Source organism: Myxacorys sp. (assembly GCF_059501405.1).
This window is the reverse complement of the sequence record NZ_JCACCM010000195.1, coordinates 17341-34839: the sequence shown is the minus strand read 5'-3', so window position 1 is coordinate 34839 and position 17499 is coordinate 17341. Positions and strand designations below refer to the sequence as shown.

At 47.0% G+C, this 17499-nt stretch carries 16 protein-coding genes and 1 tRNA gene; 6 read left to right on the top strand and 11 right to left on the bottom strand.

Annotation, left to right across the window (positions count from 1 at the left end; genetic code table 11):
- The first annotated feature begins 84 nt into the window (after positions 1-84).
- Together ypfJ and AC5I6P_RS28080 are read left to right on the top strand one after the other, a co-directional pair.
- Positions 85-948, top strand: a complete 864-nt coding sequence (gene ypfJ, locus AC5I6P_RS28085) for a KPN_02809 family neutral zinc metallopeptidase (RefSeq protein ID WP_495697081.1) — start codon at positions 85-87, stop codon at positions 946-948.
- Between the two features lie 137 nt (positions 949-1085).
- Positions 1086-1487: a fasciclin domain-containing protein gene (locus AC5I6P_RS28080; RefSeq protein WP_495697080.1), complete on the top strand. Its 402-nt coding sequence runs from the start codon at positions 1086-1088 to the stop codon at positions 1485-1487.
- Positions 1488-1584: 97 nt separating this feature from the next.
- On the opposite strand, the gene AC5I6P_RS28075 is transcribed toward AC5I6P_RS28080, so the two are convergent.
- From AC5I6P_RS28075 to AC5I6P_RS28050, 6 genes are all read right to left on the bottom strand, one after another.
- Entirely contained in the window at positions 1585-1815 is a 231-nt protein-coding gene (locus AC5I6P_RS28075) for a hypothetical protein (protein WP_495697079.1), read from the bottom strand.
- Positions 1816-2070: 255 nt separating this feature from the next.
- Positions 2071-2355 carry an RNA-binding regulator gene (rbp, locus tag AC5I6P_RS28070; protein ID WP_495697078.1) on the bottom strand — a complete coding sequence of 95 codons (285 nt, stop codon included), beginning with the start codon at positions 2353-2355 and terminating at the stop codon, positions 2071-2073.
- 457 nt (positions 2356-2812) lie between these two features.
- Positions 2813-3025 carry a hypothetical protein gene (locus AC5I6P_RS28065; protein WP_495697077.1) on the bottom strand — a complete coding sequence of 71 codons (213 nt, stop codon included), beginning with the start codon at positions 3023-3025 and terminating at the stop codon, positions 2813-2815.
- Positions 3026-3531: 506 nt separating this feature from the next.
- Positions 3532-3616 (bottom strand) — tRNA-Ser (locus AC5I6P_RS28060).
- 45 nt (positions 3617-3661) lie between these two features.
- On the bottom strand, positions 3662-5890 hold the full coding sequence (locus AC5I6P_RS28055; RefSeq protein ID WP_495697076.1) for a ComEC/Rec2 family competence protein: 2229 nt from the start codon (positions 5888-5890) through the stop codon (positions 3662-3664).
- 163 nt (positions 5891-6053) lie between these two features.
- Positions 6054-6536, bottom strand: a complete 483-nt coding sequence (locus AC5I6P_RS28050; protein ID WP_495697075.1) for a DUF4079 domain-containing protein — start codon at positions 6534-6536, stop codon at positions 6054-6056.
- Between the two features lie 178 nt (positions 6537-6714).
- Between AC5I6P_RS28050 and AC5I6P_RS28045 the strand changes: the two genes are divergently transcribed.
- Positions 6715-7059 (top strand): hypothetical protein, encoded by a 345-nt coding sequence (locus AC5I6P_RS28045; protein WP_495697074.1) that lies wholly within the window; start codon positions 6715-6717, stop codon positions 7057-7059.
- 186 nt (positions 7060-7245) lie between these two features.
- On the opposite strand, the gene glyQ is transcribed toward AC5I6P_RS28045, so the two are convergent.
- Positions 7246-8133, bottom strand: coding sequence for a glycine--tRNA ligase subunit alpha (gene glyQ, locus AC5I6P_RS28040; protein ID WP_495697073.1), 888 nt, complete (start codon positions 8131-8133; stop codon positions 7246-7248).
- 7 nt (positions 8134-8140) lie between these two features.
- The gene (locus AC5I6P_RS28035; protein ID WP_495697072.1) at positions 8141-8743 is read right to left on the bottom strand and encodes a Uma2 family endonuclease; all 603 of its coding nucleotides are present in this window, start codon (positions 8741-8743) and stop codon (positions 8141-8143) included.
- 82 nt (positions 8744-8825) lie between these two features.
- Here AC5I6P_RS28035 and AC5I6P_RS28030 point away from each other — a divergent pair, with 82 nt between their 5' ends.
- A complete protein-coding gene (locus tag AC5I6P_RS28030) occupies positions 8826-9605 on the top strand; it encodes a photosystem II electron transport protein, Sll1252 family (protein WP_495697071.1) in 780 nt (259 codons plus the stop codon).
- A 123-nt stretch (positions 9606-9728) separates the two neighbouring features.
- On the opposite strand, the gene AC5I6P_RS28025 is transcribed toward AC5I6P_RS28030, so the two are convergent.
- Complete coding sequence (locus AC5I6P_RS28025; RefSeq protein WP_495697070.1) at positions 9729-12011, bottom strand: glycoside hydrolase family 65 protein; 2283 nt, start codon at positions 12009-12011, stop codon at positions 9729-9731.
- 398 nt (positions 12012-12409) lie between these two features.
- On the opposite strand from AC5I6P_RS28025, the gene AC5I6P_RS28020 reads away from it, so the two are divergent.
- Both AC5I6P_RS28020 and AC5I6P_RS28015 read left to right on the top strand, forming a co-directional pair.
- On the top strand, positions 12410-14041 hold the full coding sequence (locus AC5I6P_RS28020; RefSeq protein ID WP_495697069.1) for a B12-binding domain-containing radical SAM protein: 1632 nt from the start codon (positions 12410-12412) through the stop codon (positions 14039-14041).
- A 145-nt stretch (positions 14042-14186) separates the two neighbouring features.
- The gene (locus AC5I6P_RS28015) at positions 14187-14993 is read left to right on the top strand and encodes a GH25 family lysozyme (RefSeq protein ID WP_495697068.1); all 807 of its coding nucleotides are present in this window, start codon (positions 14187-14189) and stop codon (positions 14991-14993) included.
- A 203-nt stretch (positions 14994-15196) separates the two neighbouring features.
- Here AC5I6P_RS28015 and AC5I6P_RS28010 read toward each other — a convergent pair whose 3' ends face one another.
- Positions 15197-15349 carry a hypothetical protein gene (locus AC5I6P_RS28010; protein ID WP_495697067.1) on the bottom strand — a complete coding sequence of 51 codons (153 nt, stop codon included), beginning with the start codon at positions 15347-15349 and terminating at the stop codon, positions 15197-15199.
- A 118-nt stretch (positions 15350-15467) separates the two neighbouring features.
- Positions 15468-17171 (bottom strand): AAA-like domain-containing protein, encoded by a 1704-nt coding sequence (locus tag AC5I6P_RS28005; RefSeq protein ID WP_495697066.1) that lies wholly within the window; start codon positions 17169-17171, stop codon positions 15468-15470.
- Positions 17172-17499 lie beyond the last annotated feature (328 nt).

Genomic DNA, 17499 nt, shown 5'->3' with positions numbered 1-17499 from the left:
CCTAAATAACTACTCTGCGAATTACCGCGCATTGGTTGTAATTGTCCAGATTTGGACAGCTTTCAGAAATCTGGAGATTGCAAAATGGACTGGAAGGATGGTCGTCGGAGTACGAATGTTGAGGACAGACGGGGCAGAGGAGTCTCTGGCCCAGTGGTCGGGGGCGGCATCGGAACCATTGTTTTAGCGATCGTGGTCACCCTCTTAGGCGGCGATCCCAGTGTAATTCTCAACCAAGCCTCTAACGATCAAGCCCCTAGAGCACCCCAAACTCAGTATCCGCAGACCGGACAACCTCCAGCCAATGACCAAATGGCTGAGTTTGTTTCCGTCGTTTTAGCAGACACCGAAGACACTTGGAGCGAGATTTTTCGGCAGAATGGCAGCACATACCGAAAGCCAAAATTAGTCTTATTTTCAAGTGCAGTTGAATCTGCCTGCGGATCTGCCCGCTCTGCTATGGGCCCGTTCTACTGTCCGGCAGATCAGAAAGTTTACATTGATCTAAGTTTCTACCGCGATCTCCAAACCAAATACCAAGCACCCGGAGACTTTGCTCAAGCGTATGTCATTGCCCATGAGGTTGGGCATCATGTCCAAAATTTATTGGGCACATCAGACAAGGTGCAACGGCTGCAAAAGCAGGTCAGCAAAACAGAAGCCAATCAGCTTTCAGTAATGCTGGAATTGCAGGCAGACTGTTATGCAGGCGTTTGGGGGAATCGCGCCCAGCGATCGCGGCAAATTCTAGAGCAAGGTGACATTGAAGAAGCATTGGGTGCGGCAAGCGCGATTGGCGACGATCGGCTGCAAGAGCAAGCGAGGGGACGCGTCGTTCCAGAATCCTTTACTCATGGTAGTTCTGCTCAACGCACGCGCTGGTTTAAGCGAGGCATTGAGACGGGAGATCCGGAGCAATGCAACACCTTTGCAGCCAACAGCCTCTAAAGCATTGAGCGAGTTATTTATCCTTCAGTTCAATAGCTTCATGAGATTTCGTATCGAGTATTACAAAACACAAGCTATTTCTTAGAAAGTAGTTTACACTTATTTACAGATACGAAAAACAAAAACTAGGTGAATACGTGGCTGACATTGTTGATACTGCCGTTAATGCTGGTTCATTCAGCACCCTAGTTGCCGCAGTCAAGGCTGCCAATTTGGTTGATACGCTCAAAGGCAAAGGTCCTTTTACCGTCTTTGCACCAACGGACGAAGCATTTGCTAAGCTTCCCGAAGGAACAGTAGATGGGTTGCTCAAGGACACGGCAAAACTTAAGCAAATCTTGACCTATCATGTCGTAGAAGGTAAAGTGATGGCGGCTGATGTCGTTAAGCTGAAATCAGCTACTACGGTCCAAGGTTCAGATGTAAAAATTGATGCTTCCAGTGGTGTCAAAGTGAATGAGTCTACCGTCACAACTCCTGATGTTGCGGCTGATAATGGTGTCATTCATATTATCGATACCGTGTTGATTCCTGCATAAGCGCGATCGTCGCACTTAACCTATAGTTTCAGAGGGGCAGCAACTAGCGCTAGTTGCTGCCCCTCTGCTTTTTTATATACCTATATTCTTTAGCTACCTAAGCGCTAGTAGTTGCAGGTTCAATTTGAAGGCTTCCCATATAGACATAGCCAGCGAAACCATCAATGCTGTTCTGATAACTGAACAGTTGCGCTGAGCCGTTCTTGTCGCCTTCTTTTACTTTGTGATAATCAAATTCAAAGATTCGGAATTTCAATTCTTCTACTTCTAGGTAGTAATCATTCTTGTGAGCATGAAGTGTTCCCATTTGTCTATCTAGAGTGTGCATAGTGTTTTGCTTTGTTGTACAAGCTAATTTGTTTATGACGAGCTTCGGTTAGCTAGCTCTGCTTTTCTTAGGTAGAAATCCCAATCGCGACGATCGCACTCAACCAATTAAAAAAAGGCTCAAGCATCCCTGCCCGAGCCTCTTAAAATCAGATTTATAAGTTGGGACAAGATGACGAACAAAGCAGCAAGCCATCTTGTTCAATTCGGGGTTTAAGATCTGACCATCTCAACGTTCAATTGTTGCTTCGCAGAATTATCTGCGTCCACCACCGAAGGAGCCACCGCCACCGCGATCTTCACGGGGCTTTGCTTTGTTAACCTTCAAGTCGCGACCCATCCATTCTGCTCCGTCTAGCGCTTCGATCGCAGCGGTCTCTTCTGCATCTGCACCCATTTCTACAAACCCAAAGCCGCGCATACGGCCTGTTTCGCGATCAGTGGGAAGCTGAACTCGCTTGACCGATCCATACTCTGCAAATATGGACGTTAGACCTGCTTCTGTAACTTCATAAGATAAGTTACCTACATAAATCGACATAAGACTGTCTCCAAAATTAAAGAAGTGTGTGGAGTAAAATCTCGGAGAGAAGTCTGCCGATGAAAAACGCAAAAATCCGTTAATCCCAAAAACAAATGCTGCAACCGATACTCTATTCTCTAGTCTACTCTAACACTTTTGCAAAGCGGAGTGTTGCAAATGGACGAAAAAACTAAAATTAAACCAGGATTAGGCTAATTGCCTCCCAGCCCATCGTATCTTTTAGGGTCTTTCTTTGGCTTTTTGCCATCAGACTGGGCTTTCGGCTTTTTAGATTCCTTGTTGCCTTTCTTCTCTTTTGACATAATCCCTCCTACATTAAGTAAGCATTTCTATATAAATAGACGGCAAGCGGACAGCAGCCAGTCGCGATGCATATTATATCCATGCAAATAGTGTCTGCTGTTGACAGACAAGGTGCATCGCTGAACTGGTTACTCCCGCAGAAACGGCTTTGCTAACTCTTAGCTTGAAGTTCGACTAGCGCATCTCCGCTAAAGCGAATGACACGGGAAAGCGAGTTTCGGGAATGTTCAGTTGTAGAAACTGACAGAGTGACATTGCTCCGACCAGGCTCTAAAATGTGCTTTACCTTACAGACTTGCATCTTGTTGTTGCAGTAAGCAAGAATGCGATCGCCGACCTTAACTTCTAACGCTTGAATTTTCAATGACTGCTGAGCCTCATTAAGGAATTTAGCCTGACTAGATTTAGTTAACGCTGCCTTTTTATAGAGCAGCGGACCAATAGCTGTCTGCGAATGTGCTTTAGCAGGCGCACAGACCCTGACCGCTTTAGCTTGATGGCCCTATATAGGTGGAAAAGAAGCTACTTACTGCAAAGGCCTAACTTCTTAGGAATTGCAATACCTCTGCACTCTATCACAAATTTTTCATTAGCAAAACCCATAGTTTATTGTCAATAGAGATTTATGCTCAAAACAGCGATAAGCGTGGGTTCAAGAAAAGCAGGAGCGACAGAGGTACTACAGTTTATAGAAGCACTACAGTCTATGCGAAGCTAGCAGTAATCTTTTAGTAAGAATCTCGGCTAAGCAGGTTAGAACCGACAGAGAACCGTGTGCGATGACTCATCTCTATGCGATCGATTCTAATGGGATCTGCTTTATGCACTCACGTCAGTAGTGCTTGCCTGTCAATATTGGCTGAATTGAAACGGAGAGGGGGGGATTCGAACCCCCGTTGGGTTTCCCCAAAACGCATTTCGAGTGCGTCACCATGAACCGCTCGGACACCTCTCCAGAGCTATGAGTAAGCGTAACTCATACCCACAGCTATCCATGATACTACAAGAGTGCGGCGTCTGCTTCGCCCGATTCTAAAGTTGTCTTAAACCCTAGCTTTGGCGTCCATTGAATTGCGCCCGTTTGAGCCGTCCGGTAGACCGAGGTTCCAACGCGCTGCAACTGATTGTAGGTTCGAGAACTCACCTGAGCGTAAGCGATCGCGCTTTTTGGCGAGAGTGTCTTCAGCAGCGTTGGCGGTAACGCTTTTCCAGACCACCACAAGATTTGATTGCCTTGCAGATCGACTTCAGAAAGTTCTGTCTGATCGCTAGGAACATCTTTGAGCCACAGCCAACGCTGCTGCCCAATTTGAAACTGAACAATTGTTGGATTAAGGCTGAGCGGACGAACGGCGACCGCACCCAAAGCAATGTTTTCAGTTAGCTGAACATACTGGCTGTGCTGCTTCTCCAGCGATCGCATCGCTTGCGGATTCAAGGCAGGCTGATTTGCATCAGACAAATCATAGAACGCTTTAATCGGTAATGTGTCTAGAAGCGTAGCCCACCCATTGGGATTAGAGGGATTCGCCGCGATCGCCCAATCGATCTGATTTACGCCTTGCTTTTGCAAAAACGGCAGCACCGTCGAACTTGCAGTCGCCGCATCCCCTGTATTAACTAATCCGACTCGTCCTCCATCTTGAATAATCAGGATCGGATCGCGATTCGTTGCGATCGCGCTCACCTGCAATAAATTTGCTCTCGCATAGCCTGCCGGAATAAACACTAAACTAATGCCTACCAAAAGAATCAGCCCCCACCAACGTTGACATCGCGGCTGCAACCAAGGTAAGCAAATCAATCCATATAAGGCTAAGGTCAGCACACTAGAAATGGTTCCAAGGGCAACCGAGTTTCCAGGTAATTTGCAAAAGAAGATGACGATCGCAATCAACCAATGTGTCGGATAGTAGAATAGCCATGCCGCATAGCTGCCAATGGATTCTGATGCTAACGCTAATATCGCGCTGATAAAACCACCAATACTAAGAATAGAAATAAGTGGCGTGACAATCACATTCACTAAAATGCTATACGGCGAAACAATGCCAAAAGCATAGAGCTGTAGAGGTAATGTCCAAATATATGCAGCAATCGGGACAGCGAAGAGAGGTGCGATCGCGCTAGGTAGCCAATCTAACCATTTTGTTAATATCGGAACGGTAACGAGTAAACCTAAAGTTGCGAGAATGCTAAGCTGAAATCCTAGATTCCAGATCCAAGTCGGATAGATAAATAGCAGGATTGTCACACTTAAGAGCAATGAACCAATCGGCTTGACTTGTTTATCGGCTGCAACTCCGATTAAAATCGCAAATCCCATGAAGACGGCTCGAAGCACAGCAGGATGAACTCCTGCAAGTCCGAGAAAGATCATCAGTCCTGCCATCCCGCAAGCCACTTGCACCAGTTTAGGAAACCGCCGAGTCAGAGTTAACACAACGCTCAGAATTAACGACACTTGAAAGCCCGATGCGGCGAGAGCATGACTCAATCCAATCTTGGTAAACGCATCTTTCACATCAAACGGAATGTTGACCACGCGGCCTCCTAGCACCATTGCGCTGAGCAACGCGCCTTCGGGGCTTCCCAATCGATCTGCTTGAGATTTAATAATTCTCTGCTGAACCATCCATAGTCCCCAACCCAGTTTCTGCGTTGGTTCTAGGCGCTCTACGGTTGTTGCCTTAAATCCTGCAAAACTTTCTTCCTGAGCCAGGTATTTCTGAAAATCAAATCCGCCGGGATTCAGAGCCGGTTTAGGTTTGTAGAGCGATCCAGTGAGTGCGATCGCGGCTCCTGGATACAAATCTTTCGCCATGACTGGCGGCATCGTTACGTAAAGTTTGCCGTCCACTTTTTCGTCGGTTGACGCTACTCCACTGACCGCTAACCACACTTGCGATTTTCCACTCCGCGTCAGTCTCGGCAATTCTGCGACCCGACCGTAAACCGTCATTTCTTGTCTCGCGTCAGTGGCGAAACGACTGACATCATGAGCGCTAGGTTGGGGCGATCGCAACGGTAAATAGAAACTCGCTAGCACTCCAATCACGCCTGCAATGAGCCAGATTTTTGCTGGAAAGTATCCTGGTTTAATTCGAGGCACGATAAATGCAGCGATCGTTGCACACCCTAAAACAGCGGCTCCACCCCAGGGAAAGGCAGTTGCCATCAGCCCTAAAATGTAAGCCAAGCACCAGATTGCTACACTTGTCACAGCCATGAATTTCTTCTCTAAATCACAAAAACTGACTTAGAGTACCCCGTCTTTCTAATGGTCTGTCGATTTTGAACTAGGGGATTAAGGACGCTTGCGGCGGCACTTCTCGATAAAGAATGAGGATTGGCTTTCATCTCTCATTCCTCATTCTTTATCGAGACAACGTTTAGATAGATAATCCAAGTCTGATTCCAAAGAAGGCATGAAGCAGTAGAACACCCATTGCAGCGCTACCTAAATAAGCATGGAACATCCGTAAACTGGGTTTGTTTCCACCGAAATTAGTGAAGGCAATAATGCCATTTAGAAACAAGAAGCCTAGCGCAATGTTTGCTGTCCAAAAATGCGGACTCTCTAAAATTGGCTTTTGCTGCATCACCAATGACAATACGCCTCCGGTATACCCTAAAGCTAGAAACAGTGTCATTGCGGGCGCAATTTTACGATGCTCAAGCCGACTTTTAGCAGCAACTTCTTTATCGCTCGATAATCGACCGCGCCATCCTGTCCACGCCACAAAGCTTCCCATAACGAGAACTACGATCGCCATCATGGCAGGGTGTCCCCAATGCACAATCGGCTCTGGAATATTGAAGCTGCGAAACCACGCCGCGATCGACTCTAGAGTTTGACTCAAACTAGACGACATCGTATTCTCCTCAATTCATGCTTCTAATAATTTTTAAGATTCTACGTGAAGTTCATACAGAGCTGTCTATTCTCACTGTAAAAATAAGAACAATCACTCAAGCCTCTTCCTTAATTCATATATCAAGTAGGTATGCTGGGCACTGTAAACACGCAGAAATCTAGAGAGGCTTCTAGAAATGGATGAATTAGTAAGTAAAATTGCAGGCTTGGGAGTAGCCGGATTAGTTTTGGTGATTGTGATGGGTTTTACAGGATTTGCTGGGGCTGCTGCATTAACAACAGCACTAGCAGCATTGGGAGGACCATTTGGAATGCTGGGAGGATTAGCCATTCTTGGAATTCTCACTACTCTTTCCAGTGCGATCGCCAAGTATGGTGTTGATGAGATTGCTAAGAGTGTTGTGCAACAGATGCTAAAAGAAGGAAGAACCAGAGCATCCATCATAAAAGAAATCAATGCCTTCCCCTTAATTACTGATGACTTGAGAGCAAAGCTGCGCGACTTTGTACAACATGCATAATAATTACGAAGCAAAGAATGCCTAAAGATGCATTTGGAAGGCTTGTATTTCTTCACTTCTATTTATTTCTTCTGCAATATTTTAGAGCGAGTTACAGTTAAGAACAACTTCATTTCAGATGTCCTTTAAATAAAGATCCACGTGGAGCGCTAGCTTTTTAATGCAAAGCGATCGCAGATCTCGAAATCAATTTACAGACGCAGCCTCACCTTTTAATAGCGGAAATCCTGCTGCTTCACGCTGCTTCAAATAAAGTTGTGCAACTTGTCTTGCCAAATTGCGAACCCTACCAATGTAACGAGCACGTTCTGTTACGGAAATAACGCCTCGTGCATCTAGTAAGTTAAACGTGTGAGAGCATTTCAACACCTGATCATAAGCAGGTAGAACTAATTCTTTCTGCATCAATTGTTGGGCTTCTTGTTCATACAGTTTGAACAACGTAAACAACAATTCTGGATTCGAGGCTTCAAAGTTATAGGTAGAACTTTCAATTTCACCTTGAAGAAACACGTCTCCGTAGGTCAATTTATCGTTCCATTTAATATCAAAAATGGAGTTAACGCCTTGAAGATACATCGTTAGGCGTTCTAGCCCGTAAGTAATCTCGATCGAGACGGGACGGCAATCTAGGCCACCGCACTGCTGGAAGTAGGTAAATTGAGTAACCTCCATGCCATCGAGCCATACCTCCCAACCGACACCCCACGCGCCGACTGCCGCATCTTCCCAGTTATCTTCCACAAATCGAATATCGTGATCTTCAGGATGGATTCCTAATGTTTTCAACGACTCTAAATAGACCTCTTGAATATCATCAGGTGAAGGCTTGATCAGCACTTGATACTGATAGTAATGCTGCACTCGATTCGGGTTTTCTCCATAGCGTCCATCGCCAGGGCGGCGGCAGGGTTCTACATAAGCAACCGACCACGGTTCAGGTCCAATGGCTCTTAAAAATGTGTGCGGGCTCTTGGTTCCTGCCCCTTTTTCCGTGTCGTAGGGTTGAACAATGAGACACCCGCGATCGCTCCAAAATTGATGCAACGTAGCAATAACCGACTGAAAATTCATACTCTTCTCATTCTCCTGCTTTTAACACTTGCTCTGCGGTCAGGTGCAGATCGTCAAAGTTGGGAGAGACGATACGATCGTTGCCTCGAAACTGCGTCACCTGATACTCACTGTTGTCTAGTTCACAGACCGATATTACCTCGATTTCAGGATCAACAATCCAGTACTCAGGAACTGCGATCGCGGCATACTGCGATCTCTTTGCTACATAATCACGGTCACGCTGCAACTCGCCTGGACTTACCACTTCAACAACCAACTCGCCTGGACTTACCACTTCAACAACCAAGATAGGAGGAGCCATCGAAAGCCGAATCGTGTTGCGACGTTGCAATTGGGGCACATGCTCTTCTCGAAGAATCGTCAAATCAGGATATCGGTTGCGGGGTTCGCCTCGAACTTCAAGTTCTAGCCCATGCGGTCTAACTCTAATATGTCCGACGATCGCAGCGAACTGTAGCAGTAGAAAGACAGCAATTTCTGTATTTTGTCCTGACTCTGGGGGCACTTCGATTAATTCTCCGTTAAACAGTTCGTATAGTGCATCTGTGCCATCGTCATAAGTCAGATAGTCGTCAAAGCTTAGAAAACGCTGTTTGGCTTGAGTCATCGCAATTGCAAATAGCAGGGTTGCTCTGAGCCAGGACTATCTTCGATACAATGAAGTGTCCTAGCACGATTGAGACATTTACATGCTACCGCGAGAAGACCTGCTTAAAGGTATAGAAAATCGAGACACTGTGGCGCGAGTGATCGACCAGGCCGAACAGGCGATTAAAACGTGGGAGGTTGTTCAAAGCGATTTTCTATCGCCCCCTGAATTCGCCGAGGTGCAGCAGGCCTTTAGTCGATTGACCGAGGTGCAGTTGATTGGATGGGGCGGCTATCCGCAAGCAGAACGAAAGCGTCTTGCGATCGCCCGTCCTGACCTTCCTCTAGAAACCGATCAAGTTGAGCTTGCTGCCCTTGAAATTGCCGGAAATTTCCTCTTTGATCCCGCCTCTCATCGAGACTTCTTAGGCGCACTGCTCGGAACAGGACTAGTGCGGGAGAAAGTGGGTGACATTGTGGTACTAGGAGAACGTGGGGCACAAGCGATCGTCGTTCCAGAACTAGTGGATTTCTTACAATCTAGTTTGCAGCAAGTGCGATCGGTTCCGGTGAAAACACAAGCAATTTCGCTCAGCGAACTGAAGATTCGGGAGCCGAAGAAGAAAGAACTAACGACCGTGGAAGCGTCGATGAGACTCGATGCGATCGCGTCTGCTGGCTTTGGCATGTCGCGTAGCAAAATGGCGGATCTCATTAACAGCGGCGATGTGCGTGTGAACTGGAAAGATACCACCTCTTCTAGTCACATCGTTAAGGCCGGAGATCTGATCGCGATTCGGGGTAAGGGTCGAGTCGAAGTTGGAGATGTGATGGTGACGAAGAAGGACCGATACCGCGTTCAACTGACGCGATTTGTTTAAGGTCTCGATTTGTTTGAGGATAAGAATCGGCCCTCATCCCTAACCCCTTCTCCCACGTTTAGGGAAGGGGCTGGAACTGAGGGGCAAAGAAATTTGCAAGAAGTTTAATCAGTCTTGGCTCACTCAAACCCGATGAACCGTTACTGTATCCTTCGCGATTTCTACAGGGCGTTCTGCTGCGATCGCATCGAAAGTAACCTCAGCGTGATGGGGCGTCAGGTCAAATTCATGCCACTGAGCGCGCCACTTGAGGCGGAACTTGAGACGAGTCCAGTTAGACGGCAGATTAGGACAGGCGATTGGACCAAACTCCGTCAACCGAATGCCACCAAAGCCGAAAATTACAGTCTGCCAAACTCCACCCGCGGACGCCGCATGAATTCCTTCTGCCGCATTGAGTCGCACATCTTCCAAATCAACAAGGGCAGCCCGCAGGAAGTGACTGTAGGCATCTTCAGGTTGATTGAGGTCACACGCTAGAATCGCTTGAACGGCTGGACCCAAAGACGAACCATATTTGAGATCGGTACGGGGTGTGTAGTAATCCCAATTTGCTTGCAGTGTCTTTTGGTCAAACTGTTGCCTTAGCAAATAGATCAGCATCAGCACATCGGGTTGTTTGAGAATCTGTCGCTGATTGGTTGGCTCGATGCCCAGCAGAGCTTGCATCGAAGTCGTTCGGGGTTCGTAATCGGCGAAATTGATATCTTCTAAATCAAAGAATCCATCGAATTGCTCAATCAACCCCGTCTCGCGATCGCGGCGCATAACCAGCGATTTCGCAACGTCTGACCACTGCTCAAACCGTTCTGGTGTGAGGTTGAGCGACGTTTCTAATCGAACGGCTGCTTCTGGATACGCATGAGACAGCCAATCCCAAAGTTCAAGTGCCGATCGCAAATTCCATTGCACCATGCCGTTTGTAAAGGCGTTGTTATCCACATGCTCATGGTTCTCATCAGGACCAATTACGTCCTTGATCTCATAGGTGCGATCGCTAGCATTCCAGGTTGCGCAACTTCCCCAAAATTTAGCTGTGTCTAGTACCAGTTCTGCACCGCGATCGCGCATCCACTCATCATCGCCTGTTACTTTCCAATACTGCCACGCCGCATAGGCAACATCAGCAGAAATGTGCAGCTCAATATCACCACACCAAATCCGAATCAACTCTCCGTTTTGTCCAGGAACCCAACGGGGTGTGACCTCATCTCCACTGCCTGCGCTCTCCCAAGGAAACAGTGCGCCTTCAAATCCGGCAGCTTGCGCCTTGCAACGTGCCCCCGCCAAATTGTGATAGCGGTAGTTGAGGAGATTACGAGCAATGTGCGGCTGGGTCAGGCTAAAAAATGGAGTAACAAAGATTTCTGTATCCCAGAAGGCATGTCCTCGGTACGCATATCCAGACAGCGTTTTAGCCGGAACACTCACGCGATCGTCGCTTCCAGAGGCGGCAATTAACAACTGAAACAAGTTATATCGCACACTCACCTGAGCCGTCGGATCGCCTTCAATCTCGATATCGCAGTTCTGCCAAGTCATGCCCCAAGCCGCAATATGGGCGGCAAACGTTGTTTGGTAGCGTGCGGTTGTCGCCAATCGGTTTAGAGCCGCTTCTAACGGAGTTTCTGTATCACGCGAGGTGTAGAGCGTAACAGTCTTCTCGATGGTAATCGTTTGGTTTTCTGTAATGGAAACGGTTGTCGTCAGCGTTGGCTGACTAGACTTCCCCTGCATTGGCAAAATTCCATCTTCTGCCAACACCACAATTTTCGCCGTCATGCCTAGCTGAAGCGCCGAATGCATCGTTTCAGACAACAGCCAAATAACGTTGTTGATACTGCCCTGTTGCAGCGTTTTCCAGTGAGGCACTCCTTGCGTTTCTGGCTCTGTCTCAAAGCCAGATTCAATCTCCACATCGCCCGTAAAATTAATCGATGTGACGTGACATCGCAAGGACAGGACATGTGGATCGGCAACACTACAGAACCGCTCAAAGCGAAAATCGAGAATGTGTCCGGCGGGACTTTGCCACCGGAGAGAGCGCATGAGTAATCCGAGTCGCAGATTGAGGCGGCGATCGTAGCTCAAAATGGTTCCTGAATCGAGCCGAAATGCCTCTCCGTTGACCTTAATGGTCAGCGGCAGCCAGTTGGGACAATTGACTATTTCTGTTGTGCAGATGGCAACGTCATCAAACATTCCGTGAACCAGCGTGGCTGCATTTTCGTTGGGGTAGCCTTCTTCAAATGCACCCCGAGTTCCGAGATATCCATTGCCAATTGTAAAGACCGTTTCTTGAGCGTGGAGGCGTTGCGGGTTAAATTCTGTTTCTGAAACTGTCCAACCTGTAGGGTCAAGTGTGTAGGGGTTGATAGGAGCAGCCGAGTCGAAAGCGTTGGACATGACCAAAGATCCTTACAAAGCAGTAGGGTAGCGATTGAGGTGTGACGAATAGAATCACAGTGCGCCGTCAAAATTACTGAATTTTCCTTGAAATTCATCAGCAACCACGATGTAAGTATCCTGTCTTCATCCCTCTATAGATAGAGTCGATCAATGGTTTTAAGAAAAACGGCTACCCATACCAATCGATAGGAAGTGAAACATTTAAAAATATTACGAATAAAACTAAATCTAAGTCGCGGTTGATCGGTAACGTTCTGTCGCAATTAAAGTTGCGAAGTGATGATGATTTATTCATTCGAGAATTGTTACACTAGCGAGAAATTAGCGTAAAAGTAGCGCTCTCTTCGGCTATTTTGCCCATCTTCTTAAACCTGAACTCGTGAGGAGCAATCTCGATGACAGATATTCTAGACGCCCCCCAATCGACTTCATCTCCTCAGCAAGCCGATTTGCCTCAACGATCGCGCTACAAGCCGCAAAACCATCGACGAATTTTGTGCGTCTTCCCCAAATACAGTCGCTCGTTTGGAACCTTTCATCATGCCTACGGATTAAGGGGCGTTCAGGCATTTATGCCGCCTCAAGGTCTCTTAGTGGTGTCCGCTTATCTGCCCGAAGAATGGGACGTGCGGTTTGTCGATGAGAATATTCGAGCGGCGACGCGGGCAGAGTATGCGTGGGCAGACGTTGTGATTGTGAGCGGCATGCATATTCAGCGCCCGCAAATCAATCATATTAATGATCTAGCGCATGAAGCTGGAAAAATAACGGTGGTGGGCGGTCCGTCCGTTTCTGGGTGTCCTGAATATTATCCTGACTTCGATATTTTGCATGTTGGTGAATTGGGAGACGCGAGCGATCGCATGATTGAGTATCTCGATCAGCACTCCGAGCGTCCGACATCGCAAATTCGATTTGAAACCCGCGATCGCTTGCCGCTCACCGAGTTTCCAACTCCGGCCTATCACAAGCTCAATTTAGATCATTATTTTCTAGCCAACGTTCAGTATTCGAGTGGCTGTCCCTACCAGTGTGAATTTTGTGATATTCCAACTTTATACGGTCGCAATCCACGGTTGAAGACGCCTCAACAACTTCTGCGTGAGTTGGATGCCATGCTAGAAGCAGGAAATCCTGGTGCCGTTTATTTTGTCGATGATAACTTCATTGGTAATCGCAAAGCGATTTCAGAACTGTTACCTCATTTGATCGAATGGCAGAAAGCAAATGGTTATCCAGTGCAGTTTGCTTGCGAAGCCACATTGAATTTGGCTCAGAACCCAAAGCTGCTTGAGATGATGCGAGAAGCCTATTTTTGCACCGTGTTCTGCGGTATTGAAACACCTGATCCAGAAGCGTTACGAGCAATCTCTAAATTGCATAATCTCAGTATGCCAATTTTGGATGCGATTAAGATTATAAATAGCTATGGCATGGAGGTTGTATCTGGCATTATTTTAGGATTGGATACCGATACGCCAGAGACGTGCGATCGCATCTTAGACTTCATTCGCTTGTCTCAAATTCCAATGCTCACGATTAATCTCCTCTACGCACTGCCAAAAACGCCGCTTTGGGATCGATTGCAGCAAGAAGGGCGGATTGTGTCTGATCAGGGGCGCGAATCGAATGTCGAGTTTCTCATGCCGTATGAGCAAGTGATGGAAATGTGGCGACGCTGCATCGCGACGGCTTATGCTCCAGACTTTCTCTACGAACGTTTTGCTTATCAGTGTGAGCATACCTACCCCAATCGTATTAAGGTTCCTAACAGCCCTGCTCGCACGTCTCCTGAGAAGGTCCGTAAAGGTCTAACCATGCTGGCGAAAATCTTGTTGCAAGTAGGAGTGTTTGGAAACTATCGGAAAACGTTTTGGGCAATGGCAAAGCCAGCGCTAAAGCAAACGAAAATTGAACAAGTGATTCATGTCGGATTAGTGGCTCATCACTTGATTAAATTTACGCAAGAATGCACAAAAGGCACAGAGTCTGCGTCTTTCTATTCTCAAAAGTTGCGACAGCGTTAGCAACGCTATGAAAAAAAGATGATGAGGACAGACCGCAAAATGGCTTTTCTTAATTTAGCTAAGATTGATGCGATCGGCGACGCTTCAAAGAAACTTTAGGATCGGAATGCTCATCACTGTTATTGCTGTCATTGCCTGAATTACCATGCTGTTAGGAATTGATGTTTCAGATTATCAAGGTCGCGTCGATTGGCAAGCGGTTGCCAAGTCAGGCGTTTCTTTTGGCGTTGCCAAAGCATCAGAAGGACAAACCCTGGTGTCGGAAACCTTTGCCGCAAACTGGGCAGGCATGAAAGCCGCAGGTCTAGTGCGGGGAGCCTATCACTTCTTTCGTCCCCAAACCGATCCGGTCGCTCAAGCCAACACGTTCTTGAGAACTGCGAAAACGGCGCTCGGAGACTTGCCCCCCGTGCTAGACGTAGAAGTGAGCGATGGCGTGGGAGCGCGAGAACTCAACGATCGCATCGCTCAATGGCTACGAGTCGTTGAAACTGCCACAAAGCGCCAAGCTATTATCTATACCTCGTTGGGGTTTTGGGAAAACGCGCTCAATAACTCGGACGCGTTTCGCGGCCATCCTTTGTGGATTGCTCAATACGAGGTTGATCGACCGATACTCCCTGGAAATTGGTCGCAGTGGGTCTTTTGGCAGTATTCTGATTCTGGTCGCATTTCAGGTGTGCAGGGCGGGGTTGATGTGAATCGCTTTAATGGCCCGATCGCTTCATTGCGAGATTTTACCCAAGGCTATCTTTGGTTAGCGCAAGGGAATCGAGGCCCGCTTGTGGTGGCGTTGCAGCAAAAACTAAAACGCAAAGGATTTAATCCTGGTGCGATCGATGGTATTTTTGGCACGGCAACTCGCTCAGCGCTGATTGCCTTTCAACGCTCTGCCAAGCTCAGCCTCACTGGAGTTGCTGACGCACCCACTCAACGAGCGTTAAATAGTTGAGGGAAGGGGAGGGATGAAAAAGCCTTTGATTTCTTTCTCGTACGAGGTGTTACCGTAGGGCACTTCTCATACTTTGGTGATGTATAGCTGTCGCCATTTCCTTCAGGACAAAAGTAGAGGGATGATGCCTTCATTTAAAGTTTCTACCTCTGCTCTCTGTCCTAACCTAGGTGATAACGGCTATAGCAGTCAATGACGACGTATTACTGCTTACAAGTTTTCTTAATGTCAGGATGTGCCTCGGTGTAGTCTTTTAACTTGTCGTAGCCTTCGTTCAGCAAATCGTTTAACCCTTTGATTTTCCCCACGATCGCAGTGCCATCGTCATTTACCCATTTGGCGCGAGTTGAGTACATAGAAAATTTTCCAGCTTTTAGTGCCTCGTACAAACCATCATCGGCTTGGCGTGGATCGGTAGGCTACCACCAACCCGATAATCGTAGGCATGGTCTGGTGCAAGATTCACGGGTTCACCTACAAGCGCTCCTTAAAGTACTGGCGGTAGAGGTCACACAACGGTTCTACAGCGTTGCCCTCAAACCGAACTAATCCCATACTGGCAAGCTTAAACGCCTCTGCTGTTTTAACTCGTACAGGATGGTGAGCCGCCACAATTTGCTTAATTGCCGCCATCAAGGCTGGGTCTTCTTCTAGCTTCAGCAAATGACGGCGCAAATGCTTGGCGTATGCCCATTCTTCGGTCGGCGCAACCTCTAGCAGTTCTGATAACGTAATTTCTTTTCGTGCAATGTGGTAAAGCGCTACCCGCAATAGATAAGGATGCCCACCCACCATTGCAGTCAGTTGATCAATTTCTGTATTCGACCAATTCAAGCCATGTCGCTCAACCAAGGCTTCGACTTGCGCTCGAGTTAAAGGAGGTGGCTCGATCGGTACACCTACATTAAATGCGAATTGGTTGATATCAAGAGGAACATAAACCTCCTTAGAATGAATCATTACTAACCGCAGGTTTTGCCAAACCGGATTAATCTTCGATTCTTCATGCCAATATCGCAACAGTCCAAAAAAATCGGTTGCGATCTGGGGGCGCATGAAGACTTGATAGACTTCATCAAGGCATAACACTAGAGGTTGATTGAGTTCAGGTAATAAGTACAGTTTAAAATAGTCTGTACACTTGTCATTGCTGCTTTGGGCACCTTGCCAGTAATCAGCGACCTGATCGCTCAGCTTCAGTTTTCGAGTGATCCGCGAACAAAACCAGTGCAGAAATTGATCGAGGTCAGAAAGCGGCTGTGCACCTGCCGACCATAAATTGAGCGACGTTGATCGACAGCCTTGATTCGCTGCGTGGTTGAGAATTCTCACCATGAGTGAAGACTTTCCCATTTGCTGGGGTGCTCTAATCCGAATCAATGCACCGGGTTTGTCGATCGTTTCATAGCAGCGTGCTTCAATGGGCGGGCGTTCGATGTAAAACTTGGAATCTAGCGGGATCTGCCCTCCAGGTTCGTTCAAATTAATGAGCACCTCTGACACCGTGACTTCTGAGCTACTTTGCTTTGGCTGCTCGACAGCAACTAATTTGCGAGTTGCAGCGCTTAGTTCATTGCTAGGTGCTGGAGTAGAGTCTGGAATAGATGCGCTAGATTGCGGTATCAATACTGGAGTCAAGTGTTCTGGAATGCTCTCCATTTCAATAGCAATGCAGCCCTGTTGAAATGCTTGTTCAATCGATTCTCCTGCACCTAGAGCATCATAAAAGCCAACGGCAAACTCCAATGCGGCTCTGTCGCCAACCGCTTGATTCATCCCGATCACATAAGGAATATGCTGAGCTATCGCAGTCGCTTGAATTTCTGAATAGCAGGCATTAAGCAGCACACATTCCACTTGCTCAGCTAACTTAAACATCCCTGCCAAAGCTTCAGTACTAACGAGCTTCGCTTGCCCAGCTCCGTCTTCTAATGCCAAGCCACCTTCACCAACCCCATGTCCAGAAAAATGAACAATGTGCGGCTTCACTTCCAATACCGCTCGACGCATATCTCTAGGACGCACTGCCCATCTTTGTACTAAATCATACTGATCTCGTAGCTTAGAAAGCTTTAGCGCCTCATCGATTTCTCGAACTTCTTGATTTAGGTCTAGCGGAGTTGAGTTTCTAGGATTAGCTGCCAGAATCAAGATTCTCTTGGCGTTGTCAGTACTCATTAGGTGCTGCTTAAGAAGAATTGAAGATGAATTTGGTCAAATTATCGAGGCTCTACATCATAATCCGGGATTTTTTCAGCATTTCCACGGTTTTTAATGCCGACTTTGACTAGTAAAAGTCGCTATATTGATCCTTAATCAAAATTTTTCAGAAACCTTAACGTTATTAAGAAAACGCTTACTCAAGTAAAAGGTTTCTTGTTGGCAACAGATAATGTCTCCTTGTTTATCATCATCAACAGCTAAAAATTCTAGAAATATGTAGAAGATCTTTCCGTGACGATCATTGATGCTACATGAGCCGATGATTTGTGAAGTGTGAAGTGGA